The sequence below is a fragment of the Flavobacterium labens genome (genome assembly GCF_048286755.1).
GTDB lineage: Bacteria > Bacteroidota > Bacteroidia > Flavobacteriales > Flavobacteriaceae > Flavobacterium.
Genome location: NZ_JBLVPL010000003.1, coordinates 85129 through 103591, shown reverse-complemented (window position 1 = coordinate 103591; position 18463 = coordinate 85129). Strand labels below are relative to the sequence as shown.

The 18463-nt window shown below is 34.8% G+C and carries 21 protein-coding genes; 5 read left to right on the top strand and 16 right to left on the bottom strand.

Annotated elements, in window-relative coordinates; all coding sequences use genetic code 11:
• The first annotated feature begins 25 nt into the window (after positions 1 to 25).
• Both bshC and ACNQF8_RS09400 read left to right on the top strand, forming a co-directional pair.
• On the top strand, positions 26 to 1615 hold the full coding sequence (bshC, locus tag ACNQF8_RS09405; RefSeq protein ID WP_417952312.1) for a bacillithiol biosynthesis cysteine-adding enzyme BshC: 1590 nt from the start codon (positions 26 to 28) through the stop codon (positions 1613 to 1615).
• Between the two features lie 86 nt (positions 1616 to 1701).
• Positions 1702 to 2121, top strand: coding sequence for a nucleoside-diphosphate kinase (locus tag ACNQF8_RS09400; RefSeq protein WP_091259031.1), 420 nt, complete (start codon positions 1702 to 1704; stop codon positions 2119 to 2121).
• Between the two features lie 142 nt (positions 2122 to 2263).
• Here the strand turns inward: ACNQF8_RS09400 and ACNQF8_RS09395 are convergent, their stop codons facing one another.
• On the bottom strand, positions 2264 to 2560 hold the full coding sequence (locus tag ACNQF8_RS09395; protein ID WP_282715726.1) for a DciA family protein: 297 nt from the start codon (positions 2558 to 2560) through the stop codon (positions 2264 to 2266).
• Complete coding sequence (locus ACNQF8_RS09390) at positions 2541 to 2981, bottom strand: hypothetical protein (protein WP_417952313.1); 441 nt, start codon at positions 2979 to 2981, stop codon at positions 2541 to 2543. Before ACNQF8_RS09390 ends, ACNQF8_RS09395 begins: the two co-directional genes overlap by 20 nt.
• Positions 2982 to 3211: 230 nt before the next feature.
• Between ACNQF8_RS09390 and ACNQF8_RS09385 the strand changes: the two genes are divergently transcribed.
• Positions 3212 to 4288: a serine hydrolase domain-containing protein gene (locus tag ACNQF8_RS09385; protein WP_417953354.1), complete on the top strand. Its 1077-nt coding sequence runs from the start codon at positions 3212 to 3214 to the stop codon at positions 4286 to 4288.
• A 187-nt stretch (positions 4289 to 4475) separates the two neighbouring features.
• Here ACNQF8_RS09385 and ftsY read toward each other — a convergent pair whose 3' ends face one another.
• The 12 genes from ftsY to ACNQF8_RS09325 all read right to left on the bottom strand — a co-directional run bounded on the left by ftsY (position 4476) and on the right by ACNQF8_RS09325 (position 12838).
• A complete protein-coding gene (ftsY, locus tag ACNQF8_RS09380) occupies positions 4476 to 5429 on the bottom strand; it encodes a signal recognition particle-docking protein FtsY (protein WP_315210281.1) in 954 nt (317 codons plus the stop codon).
• 128 nt (positions 5430 to 5557) lie between these two features.
• Positions 5558 to 5710 carry a DUF4295 domain-containing protein gene (locus tag ACNQF8_RS09375; protein WP_072987107.1) on the bottom strand — a complete coding sequence of 51 codons (153 nt, stop codon included), beginning with the start codon at positions 5708 to 5710 and terminating at the stop codon, positions 5558 to 5560.
• 75 nt (positions 5711 to 5785) lie between these two features.
• A complete protein-coding gene (gene rpmG, locus ACNQF8_RS09370; protein WP_017495179.1) occupies positions 5786 to 5968 on the bottom strand; it encodes a 50S ribosomal protein L33 in 183 nt (60 codons plus the stop codon).
• A gap of 27 nt (positions 5969 to 5995) precedes the next feature.
• A complete protein-coding gene (gene rpmB, locus ACNQF8_RS09365) occupies positions 5996 to 6232 on the bottom strand; it encodes a 50S ribosomal protein L28 (protein ID WP_024980263.1) in 237 nt (78 codons plus the stop codon).
• 72 nt (positions 6233 to 6304) lie between these two features.
• Positions 6305 to 7558 carry a CinA family nicotinamide mononucleotide deamidase-related protein gene (locus tag ACNQF8_RS09360; protein ID WP_417952315.1) on the bottom strand — a complete coding sequence of 418 codons (1254 nt, stop codon included), beginning with the start codon at positions 7556 to 7558 and terminating at the stop codon, positions 6305 to 6307.
• Positions 7559 to 7779: 221 nt separating this feature from the next.
• Positions 7780 to 8124, bottom strand: a complete 345-nt coding sequence (locus ACNQF8_RS09355; protein ID WP_099715939.1) for an Hpt domain-containing protein — start codon at positions 8122 to 8124, stop codon at positions 7780 to 7782.
• Positions 8124 to 8735, bottom strand: coding sequence for a fumarylacetoacetate hydrolase family protein (locus tag ACNQF8_RS09350; protein WP_417952316.1), 612 nt, complete (start codon positions 8733 to 8735; stop codon positions 8124 to 8126). Before ACNQF8_RS09350 ends, ACNQF8_RS09355 begins: the two co-directional genes overlap by 1 nt.
• Positions 8736 to 8800: 65 nt before the next feature.
• Positions 8801 to 9571 (bottom strand): exonuclease domain-containing protein, encoded by a 771-nt coding sequence (locus ACNQF8_RS09345; RefSeq protein WP_417953355.1) that lies wholly within the window; start codon positions 9569 to 9571, stop codon positions 8801 to 8803.
• 145 nt (positions 9572 to 9716) lie between these two features.
• Positions 9717 to 11018, bottom strand: coding sequence for a dihydrolipoamide acetyltransferase family protein (locus ACNQF8_RS09340; RefSeq protein ID WP_417952318.1), 1302 nt, complete (start codon positions 11016 to 11018; stop codon positions 9717 to 9719).
• A gap of 84 nt (positions 11019 to 11102) precedes the next feature.
• Entirely contained in the window at positions 11103 to 12302 is a 1200-nt protein-coding gene (locus tag ACNQF8_RS09335) for a glycosyltransferase family 2 protein (protein WP_417952319.1), read from the bottom strand.
• A gap of 3 nt (positions 12303 to 12305) precedes the next feature.
• Positions 12306 to 12596 (bottom strand): type II toxin-antitoxin system RelE/ParE family toxin, encoded by a 291-nt coding sequence (locus ACNQF8_RS09330; RefSeq protein WP_417952320.1) that lies wholly within the window; start codon positions 12594 to 12596, stop codon positions 12306 to 12308.
• On the bottom strand, positions 12596 to 12838 hold the full coding sequence (locus ACNQF8_RS09325; protein ID WP_417952321.1) for a hypothetical protein: 243 nt from the start codon (positions 12836 to 12838) through the stop codon (positions 12596 to 12598). Before ACNQF8_RS09325 ends, ACNQF8_RS09330 begins: the two co-directional genes overlap by 1 nt.
• Before the next feature lie 282 nt (positions 12839 to 13120).
• Between ACNQF8_RS09325 and ACNQF8_RS09320 the strand changes: the two genes are divergently transcribed.
• Together ACNQF8_RS09320 and ACNQF8_RS09315 are read left to right on the top strand one after the other, a co-directional pair.
• Positions 13121 to 14086, top strand: coding sequence for a T9SS C-terminal target domain-containing protein (locus ACNQF8_RS09320; protein WP_417953356.1), 966 nt, complete (start codon positions 13121 to 13123; stop codon positions 14084 to 14086).
• A gap of 80 nt (positions 14087 to 14166) precedes the next feature.
• Positions 14167 to 16029: an ABC-F family ATP-binding cassette domain-containing protein gene (locus ACNQF8_RS09315; RefSeq protein WP_417952323.1), complete on the top strand. Its 1863-nt coding sequence runs from the start codon at positions 14167 to 14169 to the stop codon at positions 16027 to 16029.
• 156 nt (positions 16030 to 16185) lie between these two features.
• On the opposite strand, the gene ACNQF8_RS09310 is transcribed toward ACNQF8_RS09315, so the two are convergent.
• Positions 16186 to 16491, bottom strand: coding sequence for a hypothetical protein (locus ACNQF8_RS09310; protein WP_315210252.1), 306 nt, complete (start codon positions 16489 to 16491; stop codon positions 16186 to 16188).
• 322 nt (positions 16492 to 16813) lie between these two features.
• A complete protein-coding gene (locus ACNQF8_RS09305) occupies positions 16814 to 18361 on the bottom strand; it encodes an SDR family NAD(P)-dependent oxidoreductase (protein ID WP_417953357.1) in 1548 nt (515 codons plus the stop codon).
• Positions 18362 to 18463 lie beyond the last annotated feature (102 nt).

Here is an 18463-nt window from a genome sequence, read left to right as displayed (position 1 = left end):
AGCGACAAATTTAGAAACTCAAAACATGCCAACCGACTGTATCAGCTATCAAAATTCCGGATATTTCTCTTCCTTGATGAACGATTATTTAGATCAAAAGAACAATTTAGATTCTCTATACAATAGATTTCCAAAGCTTGAGAACTTTGAAGATCAAATCCTTGAAAAGCATAACAACTACGACAATAACAACAGATCCATTTTAGTTTCTACTTTACAAAAACAATATTCAAAAATTAAAACTTCCGTTTTAACCAAACAAAATATTGAAGCTTTAAATAATCCAAATACATTCACCATCACAACAGGTCATCAGCTGAATCTTTTCAGCGGACCTTTATATTTTTTATATAAAATCATTTCGACTATAAATTTAACAACCGAATTAAAAGCGAAATATCCAACGCATAATTTCGTACCCATTTACTGGATGGCAACCGAAGACCATGATTTTGAAGAAATTAATTATTTCAACTTTAAAGGTAAAAAATTCCGTTGGAACAAAGAAAGCACTGGTCCTGTGGGTCGTTTGTCTACTGAAGGTCTGGATGAATTTCTTGAAATATTTACATTAGAAATTGGTTCCAATTTAAATGCAAACGCAGTAAAAAAATTATTTGAGGATTCTTATATCAAGCATGACAATCTAGCCGATGCCACAAGATTTTTGGCAAATGCACTTTTTGGCGCGCATGGTTTAGTTATTTTGGATGCCGACAATCAGGATTTAAAACGCAGCTTTATCCCTTTTGCAAAAGAAGAATTGCTGCAACAATCCTCCCATAAATTGGTATTGGAAACTGCCGAAAAATTAAAAGAGTATACGGTTCAGGTAAATCCACGTGAAATCAATTTGTTTTATATTAAAGATGATTTACGAGAACGCATCATTTTTGAAAACGATAGATACAAAGTAAACCACACTAAAATTGAGTTTTCTGAAACAGAAATTTTATCCCTTTTAGAAAATCATCCTGAAAAATTCAGCCCAAACGTTATTATGCGTCCGTTATATCAAGAAGTGATTCTACCCAATTTATGTTACATCGGCGGAGGTGGAGAAATTGCCTATTGGTTGGAGCTAAAATCCTTTTTTGCTGCTGCAAAAGTAACTTTTCCAATACTTTTATTAAGAAACTCTGTATTATTGGCTACTGAAAAACAAGCTAAAAAAGCAGACAAATTAGAATTGAATTGGGGAAATTTATTTTCGAAACAAGCCCATTTAGTAACTACTAAAACCAAAGAATTATCAGATTTCCCAGTCGATTTAACGCATCTAAAAAAACAATTGCAAAAACAATTTCAAGAGCTTTATGAAGTGGCAAATATAACAGATGAATCCTTCATTGGAGCTTTAAAAGCGCAGGAAGTAAAACAAATTAAAGGTCTAGAAAATTTGGAAAAACGTTTGCTAAAAGCACAAAAAAGAAAATTGAGTGATATTTTACAACGCATCACCGACTTGCAAAACGAGTTATTCCCCAACCAAAGCTTACAGGAACGACAAACTAATTTTTCGGAATTTTATTTGGAATTCGGTGAAAATCTGATTCCTAGATTGATTGAACACCTCAAACCATTGGACAATAAATTTGATATTATTGTACTTTAATCAGATAACCGTTATTTGAATGCCGAATTTGTAAAAATAATCAATAAAAAAATACTATTTTTGCACAAAATTTAAAAAATAAAAAGATGGCTACTAATAGAACATTTACAATGATTAAGCCTGATGCTGTTGCTAACGGACACATCGGAAACATACTTGCAATGATTACAAATGCAGGTTTCAAAATCGTTTCTTTGAAATTAACACAATTAACTATTGCTGATGCACAAGCTTTTTACGAAGTTCACGCTGCAAGACCTTTCTACGGTGAATTAGTTGAATTCATGTCAAGAGGACCAATTGTTGCTGCTATTTTAGAAAAAGATAACGCTGTTGAAGATTTCAGAACTTTAATTGGTGCTACAAATCCAGCTGAAGCTGCTGAAGGAACTATTCGTAAAGCATACGCAACTTCTATTGGAGAAAATGCAGTTCACGGTTCTGATAGCGATGAAAACGCAGCTATCGAAGGTGCTTTCCATTTTGCTGGAAGAGAGCAGTTCTAGTACTTAGTGCTCAGTTTTTAGTGTTCAGTGACATATTAATCTGAACAGTAAAAAATAGAAAATCCCGTTTCAAAATTGAAACGGGATTTTTTTATGCAAAAAATCTTAAATCTACAAACTGTTAATCAACAATCTCAAATCTCTATCTTAAAACTACATCCTTTACCACATCACGACGCAGTTCTTCATTAATCATCGCGACGATTTTAGACTTTCCATGGCTTAATTCTTCCCGTAATACTGAAGAACTCAATTCCACATACAAAGTGCTTCCTTTCAAAACCACATTTTTAGTATAATTATTCACACCATTTCCCATCAGATTTTTCCAGGCATCTTTCACGTCAATTTGGTCCATTCCGGGTTGCAGTTTATTCACCTGGATTATTTGCTTCAAAACATCCCCTATCGTACTTTGATTATTTAGTCGTTTTGCCATCGCCTAGTAAATTTATTGATGTTGCTTTCTTATAATGATATTCCGTTTTTTCCTTGTTAAGCAATACTAATTCTTCCGCTGATACAGCAATCAATTCCTCACTCCATTTCATATAAGGTGTCGAATAATCCAAAAATACTTTATCATCGGCAAATCGCACCGTTACGTTTTCGTAAACATCATTCACCAAAAAAGTGCCATCCAATTGCGGCATTACTTTCTTCCGAATCCCTTTATTGTCGCTTATTTTAAAAAAATCATAGCTTTCATTCATCCCATACTCCTTATCTTTTCCTTTTTCAAAAACAACCTTCTCAATTTCCCAATATCCATTTATTTTTGCAATATCGGCGGGCTTAATATTTTGCTGACATCCTACAAAAAGGAATGCTATAAAAAGAATGCTAAATGTTTTTTTCATATAATTATTATTTTTAGGAGCTATTTCCTGCTGTACGCTATATCCATCTCGTTTTGAGAACGAGATGGGATGCCACTTCCATCAGGGCTAGGGAATTCGAGTTATATCATGTTTATTCTAAATACAAAGTTACTCTTATTAAATTCAAAGAAAACAAAAATAGTAGAAACACATTAAACTATTTTCTATATTTTTGGTCTTAAAGGAATTAGAAATAAATCATTAGCAAGATGTCAAAAATAATCTACAGTTTCCTCATCGTATTATTTTGTAGTAGTTGCAGTTCCGATACTACCGAACCAACTCCAACCCCAACACCTGCAGAAACACTCTATTTCCCGCCTTTAAACGGAACAACTTGGGAAACAAAATCTATTGCAAGTTTAGGTTGGAAACAAACCGCCGTTGAACCATTACTAGATTATTTGCAACTAAAAAAATCTAAATCTTTCATCATTCTTGTAAACGGAAGAATCGTAATGGAAAATTATTTCAATGGTCATGACGCCAATGCTTTTTGGTATTGGGCAAGCGCCGGAAAAACACTGACCTCAACAGTAACAGGAATTGCACAACAAGAAAACCTAATCAATATCAACAATAAAGTTTCGCAATACATAGGAACCGGTTGGACGAGTTTACCTTTAGCCAAAGAAAACTTGATTACAAACAAGCACCTGCTCAATATGACTTCCGGATTAGATGATATTACGGATGATGTTGATCCAGCAAGCCTAAAGTACAAAGCCGATGCAGGAACACGTTGGGCGTATCATAATGTATATGTAAAATTACAGGATGTGATTGCTCAAGCCAGTGGTCAAACCTGGAATTCCTATTTCAACACCAAATTGAAAGATAAAATAGGAATGGAGGGTGCGTGGTTTCAATTAGGCAATAATTCCGTTTATGGAAGCAATACTCGCTCCATGGCACGATTTGGATTGTTAATCTACAACAAAGGAAAATGGGAAAGCAACATGATAGTGAATGATAACTACTTAAATGAAGCAACAAACACTTCACAAAACATAAATCTGGGATACGGCTACTTATGGTGGCTAAACGGAAAATCAAGTTATCATTTACCACAAAGCCAACTTCAGTTCAACGGTAGTTTAATACCGACAGCTCCAGCCGATATGTATATGGCTTTAGGGAAAAATGACCAGAAAATCTATGTTATTCCAAGCAAGAAAATGGTCGTTATCAGAATGGGAGATGTTGCTAATCCAGATAATCCCACTTTTGCTTTATCCGATTTTGACGAAACTTTATGGCAAAAAATCAGTGCTTTGTATCAATAAAATTACTTGGTTTTCAACCGTCTCATAAAACCCAAAACAAAGAAAACCAAACCTATTATTAATAAAAAATAATAGAAACCAAGACTTTTATCTCGGACAAGATTTGCCAATATAAAAGAAATAATACTCACTAAATAAAGATACATCGGAGGTGTATTTTTCAAAGAAGAGAAATCCATTCTAACTATTATTTAAAAAAACTATCTACAAACTCATACTTATTAAAAACCTGAAGATCCTCAATTCCTTCTCCAACACCAATGTACTTTACTGGAATTTTAAATTGATCTGAGATTCCTATTACAACACCGCCTTTTGCAGTTCCGTCTAGTTTAGTAACTGCTAAACAAGTAACCTCAGTAGCTGCTGTAAATTGTTTTGCTTGTTCAAAAGCATTCTGACCGGTTGAGCCGTCCAAAACTAATAACACATCATGTGGCGCGTCACCAACGACTTTTTGCATCACTCGTTTCACTTTGGTCAATTCGTTCATTAGATTAATCTTATTATGCAATCGACCTGCTGTATCAATAATAACAATATCGGCATTTTGCGCCACAGCTGATTGCAATGTATCAAAAGCCACCGAAGCCGGATCACTTCCCATATCTTGACGAACAATAGGAACGCCTACTCTATCCGCCCATATTTGCAACTGATCGATGGCTGCGGCACGAAAAGTATCGGCTGCACCAAGAACCACATTATAACCTTGTTTTTTAAATTGATATGCTAATTTACCAATGGTAGTCGTTTTACCAACACCATTTACCCCAACCACCATTAAAACATAAGGCTTCGTCTGAATTGGAATTAAAAATTCGCTAGCTTCACCTGTATTAGTCTCTGATAATAAAGCAGCAATTTCTTCTCTGAGGATTTGATTGAGTTCTTCTATTCCAAGATATTTATCTGAAGCCACACGGCTTTCTATTCTTTTAATAATTTTTAAGGTTGTATTCACACCAACATCGGAGGCTACTAAGATTTCCTCTAAATTATCCAGGACTTCATCATCCACTTTTGACTTTCCAGCAACCGCTTTGGTTAACTTCGAAAAGAAATTTGTTTTTGATTTTTCAAGACCTTTGTCTAATGTTTCTTTTTTCTCTGATGAAAATATTCTTTTAAAAAAACTCATTGTATAAATAGTATTAAGAATGAAGTATTTAAGTCCAAAGAACCAATACGTTTTTCTAACGGTAAATATAGAAAATAAAAAAGCTACTTCCGAATGAAAGTAGCTTTTCTATATAATGTGATTGTTAATTATTTCTTTTTCAAGAATTCGTCAACTGATTCCGGTGTCATAATAGATTCTACGAATGTATATGCACCTGTTTTTGGAGATTTCACCATTTTGATGGCTTTTGACAATCTCTTAGAAGCTGTTTGTAACGATGCTACGGTTTTCTTTGCCATGATTAAAATGTTATTTAAATTTAAATAAAATTTTCAAATGTAGAACATTTGAGATTTTATCAAAATCTCTAATTATTACTTAATTTCTTTGTGAACAGTTACACGTTTCAAGATAGGATTAAATTTTTTAATCTCTAATCTGTCTGGTGTATTTTTTTTGTTCTTTGTTGTAATGTATCTTGAAGTTCCTGCAACACCCGAAGTCTTGTGCTCAGTACATTCTAAAATTACCTGAATTCTATTACCTTTCTTTGCCATCTTGCTATTTTTTTATTTTGGAATGGATTATTTAATAAATCCTTCTGACTGCGCTTTTTTCAAAACTGCAGCGATTCCATTTTTATTAATTGTTTTTATCGTAGATGCAGCTACTCTTAGAGTAATCCATCTATCTTCTTCTGGAAGATAAAAACGCTTTTTAACTAAGTTTACAGAAAATTTTCTCTTAGTTTTGTTCATAGCGTGAGAAACGTTATTTCCTACCATCGCTCTTTTACCTGTAAGGTCACAAACTCTTGACATTATACTTATCTTTTATCGTTATTCAAAATCAGGGTGCAAAGAAAAGAAAAATAAACCTATTAAGCAACAAATTTATTGCACATTTTTTAAAATTTCTTTCTGTAATAGTTCTAAACTTTTAATTACAGCTCTATCTATCACTTTTTCACGTGGTTGACCAAAATTAAATTCTTCAACAATTACTTCGGTTGGTGTTGCCAATGCGATGAAAACTAATCCGACTTCAGCATTTGAGTCTCCTTTTGACGGTCCAGCGTTACCGGTTGTCGCAATTGAATAATCTGTTTTCATCATGTTTTTTACATTCAATGCCATCGCCGAAACTACTTCTATACTCACCACAGAATTTTCTTTTACGATGCTTTCTGGAATACCCAAAACATCGATTTTAACTTCAGTTGCATACGAAACCACACTACCTTTAAAATACTTTGAAGCCCCGGAAACCGATGTCAATGCTGCTGCAATCTTACCTCCGGTACAACTCTCGGCAGTGGAAATCGTTTTATTTTGCTTTGTAAGCATTTTTCCTATCACAACCTCTAAAGTTTCATCATCATCAAAACCAACGATAATATCATGGATTATAGCATCCAGCGAGTTTACATTTCTCTCAAGAGCAGCTTCTAATTTTTCTTTATCTGTGCCACGGGCCGAAAGACGCAAACGAACTCTTCCCGGTGCAGGTAAATAAGCCAACTTAATAAATTCCGGAAGGTTATTTTCCCAATCCTCTATCCGTTCCGCCACCATACTTTCACCTTGTCCATACGTGAGAATTGTTTTATGGATAATATAAGGTCGTTCGTATTCCCGAACTACTTTTGGGATGATCTCATGTTCCACTAAATACTTCATTTCATAAGGAACTCCGGGAAGCGAAATGAAAACGGTATTTTCCTTTTTCATCCACATTCCTGGCGCAGTACCCACCTGATTGTGAAGAACCGTGCATTTTGACGGAACCAGCGCTTGATCTTTATTGATTTGGGTAATTGTTCGCTTATAAAAGCCCTCAATAAGTTGCGTAACATGAGCCAGTACTTTTTGATCAACAATCAATTCATCATCAAAATAATCACAAAATGTTTTCTTGGTTATATCATCTTTTGTTGGTCCTAAACCACCCGTTATAATAACTAAATCGACTTTGTTTTGAAGTACTGCAAATGTATCTAAAATGTGTTTTTTATCATCACTAATCGAAATCATTTCGTTGATTTCAACGCCAATCTTATCTAATGATTTGGCTATAAAACCCGAATTTGTATCGACAATTTGGCCTATTAAAATTTCGTCACCAATGGTAACTATGGTTGCTTTCATTTTTTTTGTGATATTTTTTATCGGATTGCAATCTTAAAAGAGAAATGTGTAAAACAACACATTCCGTTTTTTTTTTGCGTGAAGGATAATAGTGAAAATCCTCTCTCGTTTTTTAACGAGAGAGAGATTACTTCACCTAATAATTATTTCCATAGGAGTTCAGTGAACTTCGTTAGTAACGGATAGCCCGACCCACTTTTTCAGCGGGTCACGCCCCAAAACTACAAATCGAAATCTTTTTTGATTTCTTTGATAGCGTCATTAACTTGGTTTTTTACGCTCTTAAAAGTTTCTTTGATGTCTTTCTTTTTACCTTCTGCTTTAGTCCATGCCTCGATTTGAAGAATCTCCTCAAAAGCCACGTTTAACCCCATTAAATCAAGCGTAGGTTTTATCTTGTGCGCATAAGCATAAGCGTGCTTATGGTCTTTCTTTTTTATTCCTTCTTTGATTTGCACTAAATCATCTGGAACTTCGGTGACAAACAATGTCAAAATTTCATTTACAAATTCCGCATCGTTGTCTGAAAGTGCGTACACTTTTGAAAGGTTGTAGTTTATAGCCATTATTTTACTTGTATTCTAAATAGTTGTTGTCCTTCTAAAAATCCTTCCAAAACATCATCTGGTTTTACAGCAGCTACTCCTTCCGGAGTTCCTGTAAAAATAATATCTCCAATTTTTAGTGTGAAGAATTGAGAAACGTATGAAATTAGTTCGTCAATTTTCCACAACATATGACTGGAATTACCCTTTTGTACCGTTTTATTGTTGTTGGTTAATTCAAAAGTAATATTTTCTAATGAACTAAATTGATTTTTTGACAAAAATTCACCTATAACTGCCGAGCCATCAAATGCTTTGGCTTTTTCCCATGGCAAGCCTTTAGCTTTCAATTCTCCCTGTAAATCACGGGCTGTAAAATCAATTCCAACACTAATCTCGTCATAATATTTATGTGCGAACTTAGGCTCGATGTATTTTCCAACTTTATTTATTTTGACAATAATTTCAATTTCGTGGTGAATATCCTCCGAAAATTCTGGAATCACAAATGGATGCTGTTTCAATAAAACAGCCGAATCCGGCTTCATAAAAACAACAGGCTCCGTTGGTCTTTCGTTCTGTAACTCCTCTATATGATTGGCGTAATTTCTACCGATGCAGATGATCTTCATTCTTTTTAAGTATTCAGTGTTATCATTTAGTGTTCAGACTTAAACTGAACATTAATTACTAATCACTATTTTGTATTTAGTTTTCTAAGTTTGATTGCCGTTAAAACTTTCTTAGTATACAACGGAAAATCAGCATTTTGTATCCAACTGAAATAACCAGGTTCTGTTTCCAGAATTTTATCCACTTTCACTCCTTTGTGTTTTCCAAAAGTAAAAATCTCTTCATCATCCTTATCAAAAGCTATCATTCCTGCAAAATCAGCAATTTTCTTTCTTGTAGTAAATTCTGATAGTGATTTCATGTCGTTTTCCAGTTCTGGATAACGGTCCAGTTGCGCTTTTAATATTTCGTAAGTCGCCATGGTATCCGCTTCTGCAGAATGTGCATTTTCAAGCATTTTTCCGCAATAAAACTTATGTGCCGCGCTTAAAGTTCGCTCTTCCATTTTATGAAAAACAGTTTGTACATCTACTGAAACTCTGCCTTTCATATCAAAATCTACTCCGGCACGTAACATTTCTTCGGCCAATAACGGAATATCAAAACGATCTGAATTAAATCCAGCCAAATCACTGTCTTTAATCATATTGTAAACTTGCGCCGCCAGTTCATTAAAAGTAGGCTCATTCGCCACTTTTTCATCGGTGATACCATGAACAGCAGTAGTTTGAGCGGGAATTGGAATCGTAGGATTCACTAACCAGGTTTTGCTTTCTTTATTTCCGTTTGGAAAAACTTTGAATATTGAGATTTCTACAATTCTATCTTTTCCGATGTCAATTCCTGTGGTTTCAAGATCGAAAAAGCAAATTGGTTTATTGAGTTTAAGTTCCATTTTTAAATTTTGTGTGGATACAAATATAGAAATTTGGGTTTAATTTCGTTTAAAGTTCTACGTTTAAAGTTCCCATAAACCTCAAAAAAACAAAACCCGATTGATTTTTAAAAATCAATCGGGTCTAAATTGTAATTATAAAATTTTAAACATCTCTGTTTACATCAAATGCTTCTAAATATTCCGCAACTCTTTTTACAAAACTGCCTCCTAGCGCGCCATCTACCACTCTATGGTCATAGCTGTGCGACAAGAACATTTTCTGGCGAATCCCGATAAAATCTCCTTCTGGCGTTTCAATTACTGCCGGCATTTTACGGATTGCTCCAAGGGCTAAAATTCCCACTTGCGGCTGATTCAAAATTGGTGTTCCAAAAACACTTCCAAAAGTCCCCACATTGGTAACCGTATAGGTTCCGCCTTGTGTGTCGTCCGGTTTTAGTTTCCCCGCTTTCGCGCGACCACCTAAATCGTTTACCGCTTTTGCCATTCCTACCAAATTCAGTTGATCTGCATTTTTAATAACAGGAACAATTAAATTTCCGTTTGGTAACGAAGCTGCCATTCCAAGATTGATATTTTTCTTCTTGATGATATAATCACCATCTACAGAAATATTCATTCCAGGGAAATCTTTCAGGGCTTTAGCAACAGCTTCCATAAAAATTGGCGTGTAGGTCAATTTTTCCCCTTCTCTTTTTTCGAAAGTATTTTTATTTTTCTCTCTCCATTTTACAATATTCGTCACATCGACTTCAATAAATGATTGTACGTGAGCCGAAGTTTGTACCGAAGCGACCATGTAACCCGCAATTAGCTTGCGCATTCTGTCCATTTCTATAATCTCATCACCACCACTTACAGATACTGGAGCTGCTTTTTGCGCCACTGGAGCTGCTACTGGTTTTTGAACTGCTGCAGCTGGTACCGCAGCTACAGACTGGCTTGTTCTATTTTTTACGTATTCTAAAATATCATTTTTAGTTACTCTTCCTTCTTTTCCTGTTCCTGAAATCGCTGCTAATTCAGCTACAGAAACCCCTTCTTCTTTGGCAATGTTTTTTACCAAAGGCGATAAGAATTTTTCAGAATCAGAGAAATCAGCTGGAGCTGCAACTGCTTCTTTTGCGGCATCCACTGTTTTTGTCACTTCAGCAATAACCTCAGGAGCTACGGCTTCTTTAACAATTGACACAAGCTCTCCACCTTCGGTTTCAATAATTGCGATAGTCTGACCCACTTGAACTAGATCATCTTTACCAAACAATTGTTCCACCAAGATTCCCGAAACTTCGCTTGGCACTTCACTGTCTACTTTATCAGTAGCAATTTCCAGTACCGCTTCGTCAGCTTCAATTTTGTCTCCAACTTCTTTTAACCAGTTTGTAATGGTTGCTTCTGCAACGCTTTCTCCCATTTTTGGAAGTTTCAATTCAAATCTTGCCATATTGTTAACCTAAAAGGTGATTTTGATTTTCAGTTTGCGAAATTACTAAATATTTTAAATATAAATTACATTAAATGTAATTTTTTACTCTATTTTTATAATCTCACCTCTCTCGTTACTATTGTTACTTCCTATTAAAAAATTAGCGTTTTTTGGTATAATTTTAAAGGTAAACCTTTTATTCCTTGAAGATTCGAGAATTGTAATACATTCTTTAAAAGAAATGAATTCGTTATCTAAAATAACTTCTGTGCCTATATTACTTTTAACAAAAGACGAAATTACCATTTTTTCTGTTTTCAAATCGTGAAACAGGAATTTTTTTTGCAAAACCAAAGCCAGTTTTTTTGCTAATTTTTCGTTAGCCGAATACAGCTGATATGATTTTGGAGTTATTTTTACCCCAAAATTTTGGGAGGATTTTCCTTGAAACATTTTTACCAGAGAGAAAAAGACAATCCCCAGTTTCATAAAAAGCAAGAAGAATAAAGATCCCGAACCATCAGGACTAAAATGCTTTTTATAAAAGAAATTCATAGCTTCCTGAAAACGTTTCATATACGTTTCGTCCTTAATGGTACTTTCTCCTTTATAATGTAATACCGTAGTTTCATGAAAATAATAATTGGATTTTCCTTCTTTCAAAACTCGATACGACAAATCAATATCATCAGAATACATGAAACAATCTTCATCAAATCCGTCTACTTCAAGGTATAAATCTCTTCTCATGAACATAAAAGCGCCCACGAGAATATCTACTTTTCCAGTTTGGTTTTCACTTAAATACTGCGCGTAATATTTCCCGAATATTCTAAATTTAGGAACTAATTTATACAAACCCGTAACCTTTGTAAATGCGACCCAAGGCGTTGGAATACCACGTTTGCTTTCTGGTAGAAAATTCCCGGCTCCATCGATGAGTTTGCAACCCAAGATTCCTAAATTATTCTTCTCGACTGCGCTTGAAGTGACAAAATTCAAAATTTTCACAAACGTATCTTCGGCAACAACGGTATCAGGATTCAAAATGCAAATGTATTTTCCTTGCGCTTGACTAACTCCTATGTTATTACCTTTTGGAAAACCAAGATTTTCATTGTTTTGAATGAGTTTTACGTTTGGGAAACGCTGTTTCATCATTTCACAACTTTCATCGAAAGAATTATTATCGATTACAATGATTTCGCCGTCAATGGTTTCTAAAGCGCTTTGAACACTTAAAACACATTGTTCCAGAAAATAGCGAACGTTGTAATTGAGGATGATGACGGATAGTTGCAACGCTTAGTGTTTTAATTTTTTTGGATTTTGTTTCGTGTTGAAAATTTTCAAAACCACAATACTTTCTTTCTCTACGGAATAAATAATTTTAAAACTCCAAATGGCTACAAATCTAACTTTTTCTATATTAATTATTGGTTCAACCGGAAATTTATAAGGGAAATTCGGCAGAGAATTTACTAAATCATAAATTTCATTAAATACTAAAACAGCATTTTGTGGACTTTCTTTTTTTATGTACTTATAAATAACTTCTAATTCATTTGATGCTTTTTTACTCCAAAGCACCTTCATTAACCTAGAATTTTTTTTCTGACATCTTCACTAGAATAGGTTTCTAACTTTTTTTCATTCAATTCATGTAAAGCCTCATGAATGTCGTTAGTATATTCTTTTTCTGAAATTGGGTTTCCATCTGCGTCATAACCAACAATATTTTCTTCATCAAGAAGTTTTACTATTTTACTAAGAATCTTATTGTCGTTAATACTTAAGATTCTTTGCGTGATGCTGATTTTTAAAGTCTCCGTTTTCATGATACAAATTTTTAACCACTCAAATTTACGTTATTTTATTGAAAACTAAAAAAACATGTTTCTCCATTAGCCCGATTACTTCACTAAACTTATATTTTCATCACAGTTCAGTAAATTTCGTTTAAAGTGAAAATCCTTCAAGAGGAACGAGCAAAAATGCAACGAAAAACGGAACGAGACCTGTAAATAATCTCAATCCCGACACTTCGGGACGCTCCTAATTTTGATTTTAATCGATAGAATCCATTACTTTTGAAGAATTAAACTATTAATTTTAAATCATTGAAAAAGATATTCTTATTATTCTTGCTTTCTATTATTCCAGTTCAGGCTCAAATTTCGGGTTGCACCGATCCGCTTTCTAAAAACTACAATTCTCTTGCAACTATTAATGACGGTAGTTGTGTCTATGCTTCGGCAAAAATTAAACCAATATCTTCTGTAAAACTAAATGCAATTCTGAAAGAAACTTCAAGTTTAACACAAAGCGATTCCCTTTTTTGGACCAGTAATGATAACACTGACAAGACACTTTATGCGATTAATAACAAAGGTATCATTCAAAATAAAATTCAACTTAAAAACACTACAAATACCGACTGGGAAGAAATTTCACAAGACAGCCTTTACTTTTATATTGGCGATTTTGGAAATAATGCCTCCGGAAACAGGAAAGACCTGCATATTTTACGGATTGAAAAAAAATCGCTTTCGCAGAATAACCCGAAAATCGACACCCTTTCCTTTTCCTATTCCAATCAAACCGATTTTATCAAAACCAAGTCCAATACAACTAATTTTGATTGTGAAGCTTTTATTGTTTCCGGAGAGAATATTTTCTTATTTACCAAACAATGGAAAACAAAAAAAACCAGTGTATATATCATTCCGAAGATTCCCGGCAAGCATGTTGCACAACTCAAAGAATCCTATGATGTGGATGGATTAGTAACCTCAGCAACTTATTTACCTAACAAAAAACTGCTTGTTCTCGCCGGCTACAGTAGGTTTTTATCCCCTTTTGTGTATCTGTTTTACGATTACAATGGTTCGGATTTCTTTTCTGGGAATAAGAGAAAAATCAATATTGCACTGCCATTACATCAGGTGGAAGGAATTGCGACACAGGATGGACTTCACTATTATTTAACCAATGAAAATTTCTCCAGAAGACCAATTATTAATATCCCGCAGCAGTTGCATCAATTTGATTTAAGCGCGTTTTTAACCAATTATCTGAAACAATAATTGTTAATGAAACCTTAGATTCAACTAAACTATTGGCAAATCGGTATTTAATAGCTTACTTTTGCAAAAAATTTAGCCTTGTGAATTACCTTTCTGTAGAAAATATCTCGAAATCTTTTGGTGAACGTACGTTGTTTAAAGACATTTCGTTCGGAATTAATAAAGATCAAAAAATTGCCTTCATAGCCAAGAACGGTTCTGGAAAAACAACCATTATGAGTATCATTAATGGTTTAGAAGAATCTGATACTGGTCAAGTAGTCTTAAGAAAAGGCATAAAAATGGCGTTTCTTTCGCAAAATAACAACTTGCAGGAGGAATTGACGATTGAGGAAAGCATTTTCGCTTCAGATAATGAGACTTTAAAAGTGATTGAAGCCTATGAAAAAGCGTTAGAAAATCCCGAAGATGAAGAAGCCTACCAAAAAGCTTTTGACGGAATGGATCAGCACAATGCATGGGATTTTGAAACACAGTACAAGCAAATTTTGTTCAAACTGAAATTGGAAAATTTCAAATTGAAAGTAAAAAATCTTTCAGGTGGACAGAAAAAAAGATTGTCACTGGCTATCATTTTGATTAATCGTCCTGACTTATTGATTTTGGATGAACCAACGAATCACTTGGATTTAGAGATGATTGAATGGTTGGAAAGCTATTTTGCCAAAGAAAATATCACGTTGTTTATGGTGACGCACGACCGTTTCTTCTTAGAGCGTGTTTGTAACGAAATCATCGAATTAGACAACGGAAAATTATACCAATACAAAGGAAATTACTCCTATTATTTAGAGAAAAAAGAAGAACGTATTGCCTCAGAGAATTCGAGTGTCGATAAAGCGCAGAATCTTTTTGTGAAAGAACTGGAATGGATGCGCCGTCAGCCAAAAGCGAGAACGACTAAATCGAAATCGCGTCAGGATGATTTTTATGAAATCAAGGAAAAAGCACAAAGTCGCCGTCGCGAAAATAAAGTAGAGCTTGAGATTAATATGGAACGCATGGGAAGCAAGATTATCGAGCTTCACAAGATTTCAAAAAAATTCAAGGATCACGTCATAATGGATAATTTCAGTTTTGATTTTCAACGTGGCGAACGCATTGGAATCATTGGAAAAAACGGAACAGGAAAATCGACTTTCTTGAATTTATTGACCGGAACTTTACCTCTTGATGGTGGAAAAGTAGTGATTGGTGAAACCATAAAAGTAGGTTACTACACGCAAAGCGGAATAAACCCAAAACCGGGTCAGCGTGTGATTGATGTGATTAAGGAATACGGAGAATTCATTCCGTTGATGAAAGGGAAATTAATTTCGGCTTCGCAATTATTGGAGCGTTTCTTGTTTGATGCTAAAAAACAATATGATTTTGTGGACCGATTGAGTGGTGGAGAATTGAAACGTTTATACCTGTGTACGGTTTTGATTCAGAATCCGAATTTCTTGATACTGGATGAGCCAACGAATGATTTGGATATTGTAACGCTTAATGTTTTGGAAAGCTTCCTTTTGGATTATCCGGGTTGTCTTTTAGTGGTTTCTCACGACAGGTATTTCATGGATAAAATTGTGGATCACTTATTTATTTTTAGAGGTGATGGTGTGGTGGAGGATTTCCCTGGAAACTATTCTGATTTTAGAGCTTACGAAGACAGTACTGATGTAGCTCAAAAAGAGGAAAACAAAGCCGAAAAGAAAGACTGGAAACAAAACAATCCAACTGGGAACCTTACGTTCAACGAGCAAAAAGAATTCCAGAAAATCGAGAGAGAAATCAAGGATTTAGAACTTCAGAAAATAGCTATTGAGCAATTATTCTCAGACGGGAAAATTGCTGAGGCTGACATTGAAAAGAAAGCGAACGAATTGAGAAACATTATCAATAAAATTGAAGAGAAAGAAGAAAGATGGTTTGAGCTTTCTGCGAAAATAGAAGGATAAAAACTAAATCAGTATAAAGGCAGAATAGAATTAGAAATTTTATTTTATTTATACCTACCTTTTCAACCATAACAATGAGCCTTAAAATAAAAAGCCACAACAGAAACTAATTCTGTTGTGGCTTTTTATTTAAAAGTAAATCCTTATTTAATCCTTTTATGATATAAATAGAACTTTCTTATGATAGTTGTATAAAATGGAATCATAAAGAGTGAATTTTGGCGCAACTTTTTCTGTAGCAGCTTCAAATTTGATACCGTTGTGTTTACGGAACAAGTAAATTTCTTTCAAACAATTCAACAAACTTTTATGAATAAAAGTCTTAAAAGTTGGCAATTGCTTGTCCCCTACCAATAACGCTATTTGGTAATTGGAGCTTGTTTTCGATTTATTATTTCCAATAATTTTTATCGTGAATTTTGTTGGGATTCCGTTTTGATTCCCTTGATACTGAATTTGCATATTTATCTATTATTAAAATATGGTTAAACAAAAATTACATACGTATTGAATTCTATACTTAAGTTATCCAAAAAAAAACATAAAATCGTACCATAACAGTCTTCAAACTATGCCTTTTACACAAAAATACTAAATAAATGATTCAAAATCTCTTTTGCTAATCTTAATTTTATGAATTATCATGTAGCACTGATTGTATTAATTTACACTAAAAATCACAAAAATTCACCTTCAAAAAAACCTCAGTAGAATTAGAAGATTTTGCTGTGGCTGTTTTATTCTATGTTCGTTTACTAATTCCCCCTTTGTTAGTTAAGTAGATTTACCAAGGAATCGGATTATAATCTTTCAAAAACTTACCGCACCAATGCTTTCCTGTATTGATACCGTCAAACAACGGATCCATTACTCGCGCAGCTCCATCCACAATGTCTAATGGCGGTTGGAAATCTTCTTCTTCTTGTTTTCTTTTGGCTAATTCTGCAGGATCTTCGTCGGTTACCCACCCGGTATCAACCGCATTCATAAAAATGCCATCTTTTGCCAAAGTTCCAGAGGAAGTGTGCGTCAGCATATTCAAGGCGGCTTTTGCCATATTGGTATGCGGATGGCGGTCTTCTTTAAAAAACCGATGAAACTTTCCTTCCATTGCCGATACATTGATGATGTGTTTTTTTCCGGTGTTTTCTTTCTTCATCACTTCCGAAAGACGGTTGCACAATACAAATGGTGCTACGGAATTTACCAACTGCACTTCAATCATCTCTGTGGTTTCTATTTGTCCCAATCGCAAGCGCCAGCTGTTGGTTTTTCTTAAATCAACTTGCTGCAAATCGGCATCGAGTTCTCCTTCCGGAAAAACTTCATTTGCTACGAGCGCATTATCAAACGAATACGGAATCTGCGATAATTTGGCGGAAGCCCGCAACCCAATTCCAGGTTCTGGTCCGTGCCAAGTCACTGGCATATTCTGATTAGAGGAAGCGCCTGCTGTCAATACTTTTAATTCATCCAAACAATTAGTATGATCCAGTAATAACTCTTGTGCTTGCTGCGGTAAAGAAGCGATGGAGCGTTCTTCGTTTTCCATTAAATGCGTGTAAAATCCTGCTGGACGCCTCACTGTTTGCGCCGCGTTATTAATCAGAATATCCAATCGCTCGTATTTTTGCTCTATAAAATTGCAAAAAATCTCCACACTCGGAATGTGTCGCAAATCCAATCCGTGAATTTTCAAGCGATGTCCCCAATCCATGAAATCGTCTTCCTTAGAAAAACGCAATGCCGAATCTACAGGGAAACGAGTCGTAGCAATAACAGTTGCGCCACCACGCAATAACATCAACGTGATGTGATACCCTATTTTTAATCGAGAACCTGTAATTACGGCTACTTGTCCCTTTACATCTGCAGTTTGAAAACGTTTGGCATAATTAAAATCACCACAATCCATACACATGGTATCATAAAAATGGTGCATTTTAGTAAACTCGGTTTTACAAACGTAACAGTTTCGTGGAGTTTCCAGTTCTAATTGTTCTTTGTGGGCAAGATCATGCGAAGCCAATAATTTTGGAGCCATAAAAACACTCGCTTCACGAGCGTGACGAATTCCGGTTTCCTTACGGGCAGTTCGATCGCGTTTTTCCATTTTGCGTTTGGCAGCCACTTTTCCGTCTTTCTTTCTACGGGAAAGTTCGTCACGGTCGGGTCTGGAAAACATTCCTGCCGCTTTGATTAAAGCCGTTCTTTGTTCTTTTGGGATATCAAATATTTGGTCGGTATCGGTATTCAATTGTGCCAAAATAGCGATGCATCGGTCAATTTCTTCCGAGCTTATGGCAGCTTTATTTTCTATTTGTTCAGTCATTATCGTAAAAAATGGATATTATTCTTGTGCAAATTCCAAGGGCGCAAAGATAGGTTTTAAAGTGAATAGTGAGTGGTGAATGGTAACAATTCAGTACTACAC

Bases quoted from the DNA above. Each gene is read 5' to 3' on its own strand.
- ACNQF8_RS09400 (WP_091259031.1), top strand. From the start codon at position 1,702: ATGGCTACTAATAGAACATTTACAATGATTAAGCCTGATGCTGTTGCT.
- ACNQF8_RS09390 (WP_417952313.1), bottom strand. From the start codon at position 2,981: ATGAAAAAAACATTTAGCATTCTTTTTATAGCATTCCTTTTTGTAGGA.
- ACNQF8_RS09345 (WP_417953355.1), bottom strand. From the start codon at position 9,571: ATGGAACTTAAACTCAATAAACCAATTTGCTTTTTCGATCTTGAAACC.
- ACNQF8_RS09350 (WP_417952316.1), bottom strand. From the start codon at position 8,735: ATGAAGATCATCTGCATCGGTAGAAATTACGCCAATCATATAGAGGAG.
- ACNQF8_RS09340 (WP_417952318.1), bottom strand. From the start codon at position 11,018: ATGGCAAGATTTGAATTGAAACTTCCAAAAATGGGAGAAAGCGTTGCA.
- ACNQF8_RS09305 (WP_417953357.1), bottom strand. From the start codon at position 18,361: ATGACTGAACAAATAGAAAATAAAGCTGCCATAAGCTCGGAAGAAATT.
- ACNQF8_RS09310 (WP_315210252.1), bottom strand. From the start codon at position 16,491: ATGCAAATTCAGTATCAAGGGAATCAAAACGGAATCCCAACAAAATTC.
- ACNQF8_RS09330 (WP_417952320.1), bottom strand. From the start codon at position 12,596: ATGAAGGTGCTTTGGAGTAAAAAAGCATCAAATGAATTAGAAGTTATT.
- ftsY (WP_315210281.1), bottom strand. From the start codon at position 5,429: ATGAGTTTTTTTAAAAGAATATTTTCATCAGAGAAAAAAGAAACATTA.
- ACNQF8_RS09355 (WP_099715939.1), bottom strand. From the start codon at position 8,124: ATGGCTATAAACTACAACCTTTCAAAAGTGTACGCACTTTCAGACAAC.
- ACNQF8_RS09375 (WP_072987107.1), bottom strand. From the start codon at position 5,710: ATGGCAAAGAAAACCGTAGCATCGTTACAAACAGCTTCTAAGAGATTG.
- ACNQF8_RS09325 (WP_417952321.1), bottom strand. From the start codon at position 12,838: ATGAAAACGGAGACTTTAAAAATCAGCATCACGCAAAGAATCTTAAGT.
- ACNQF8_RS09360 (WP_417952315.1), bottom strand. From the start codon at position 7,558: ATGAAAGCAACCATAGTTACCATTGGTGACGAAATTTTAATAGGCCAA.
- ACNQF8_RS09385 (WP_417953354.1), top strand. From the start codon at position 3,212: ATGTCAAAAATAATCTACAGTTTCCTCATCGTATTATTTTGTAGTAGT.
- ACNQF8_RS09395 (WP_282715726.1), bottom strand. From the start codon at position 2,560: ATGGCAAAACGACTAAATAATCAAAGTACGATAGGGGATGTTTTGAAG.
- rpmB (WP_024980263.1), bottom strand. From the start codon at position 6,232: ATGTCAAGAGTTTGTGACCTTACAGGTAAAAGAGCGATGGTAGGAAAT.
- bshC (WP_417952312.1), top strand. From the start codon at position 26: ATGCCAACCGACTGTATCAGCTATCAAAATTCCGGATATTTCTCTTCC.
- rpmG (WP_017495179.1), bottom strand. From the start codon at position 5,968: ATGGCAAAGAAAGGTAATAGAATTCAGGTAATTTTAGAATGTACTGAG.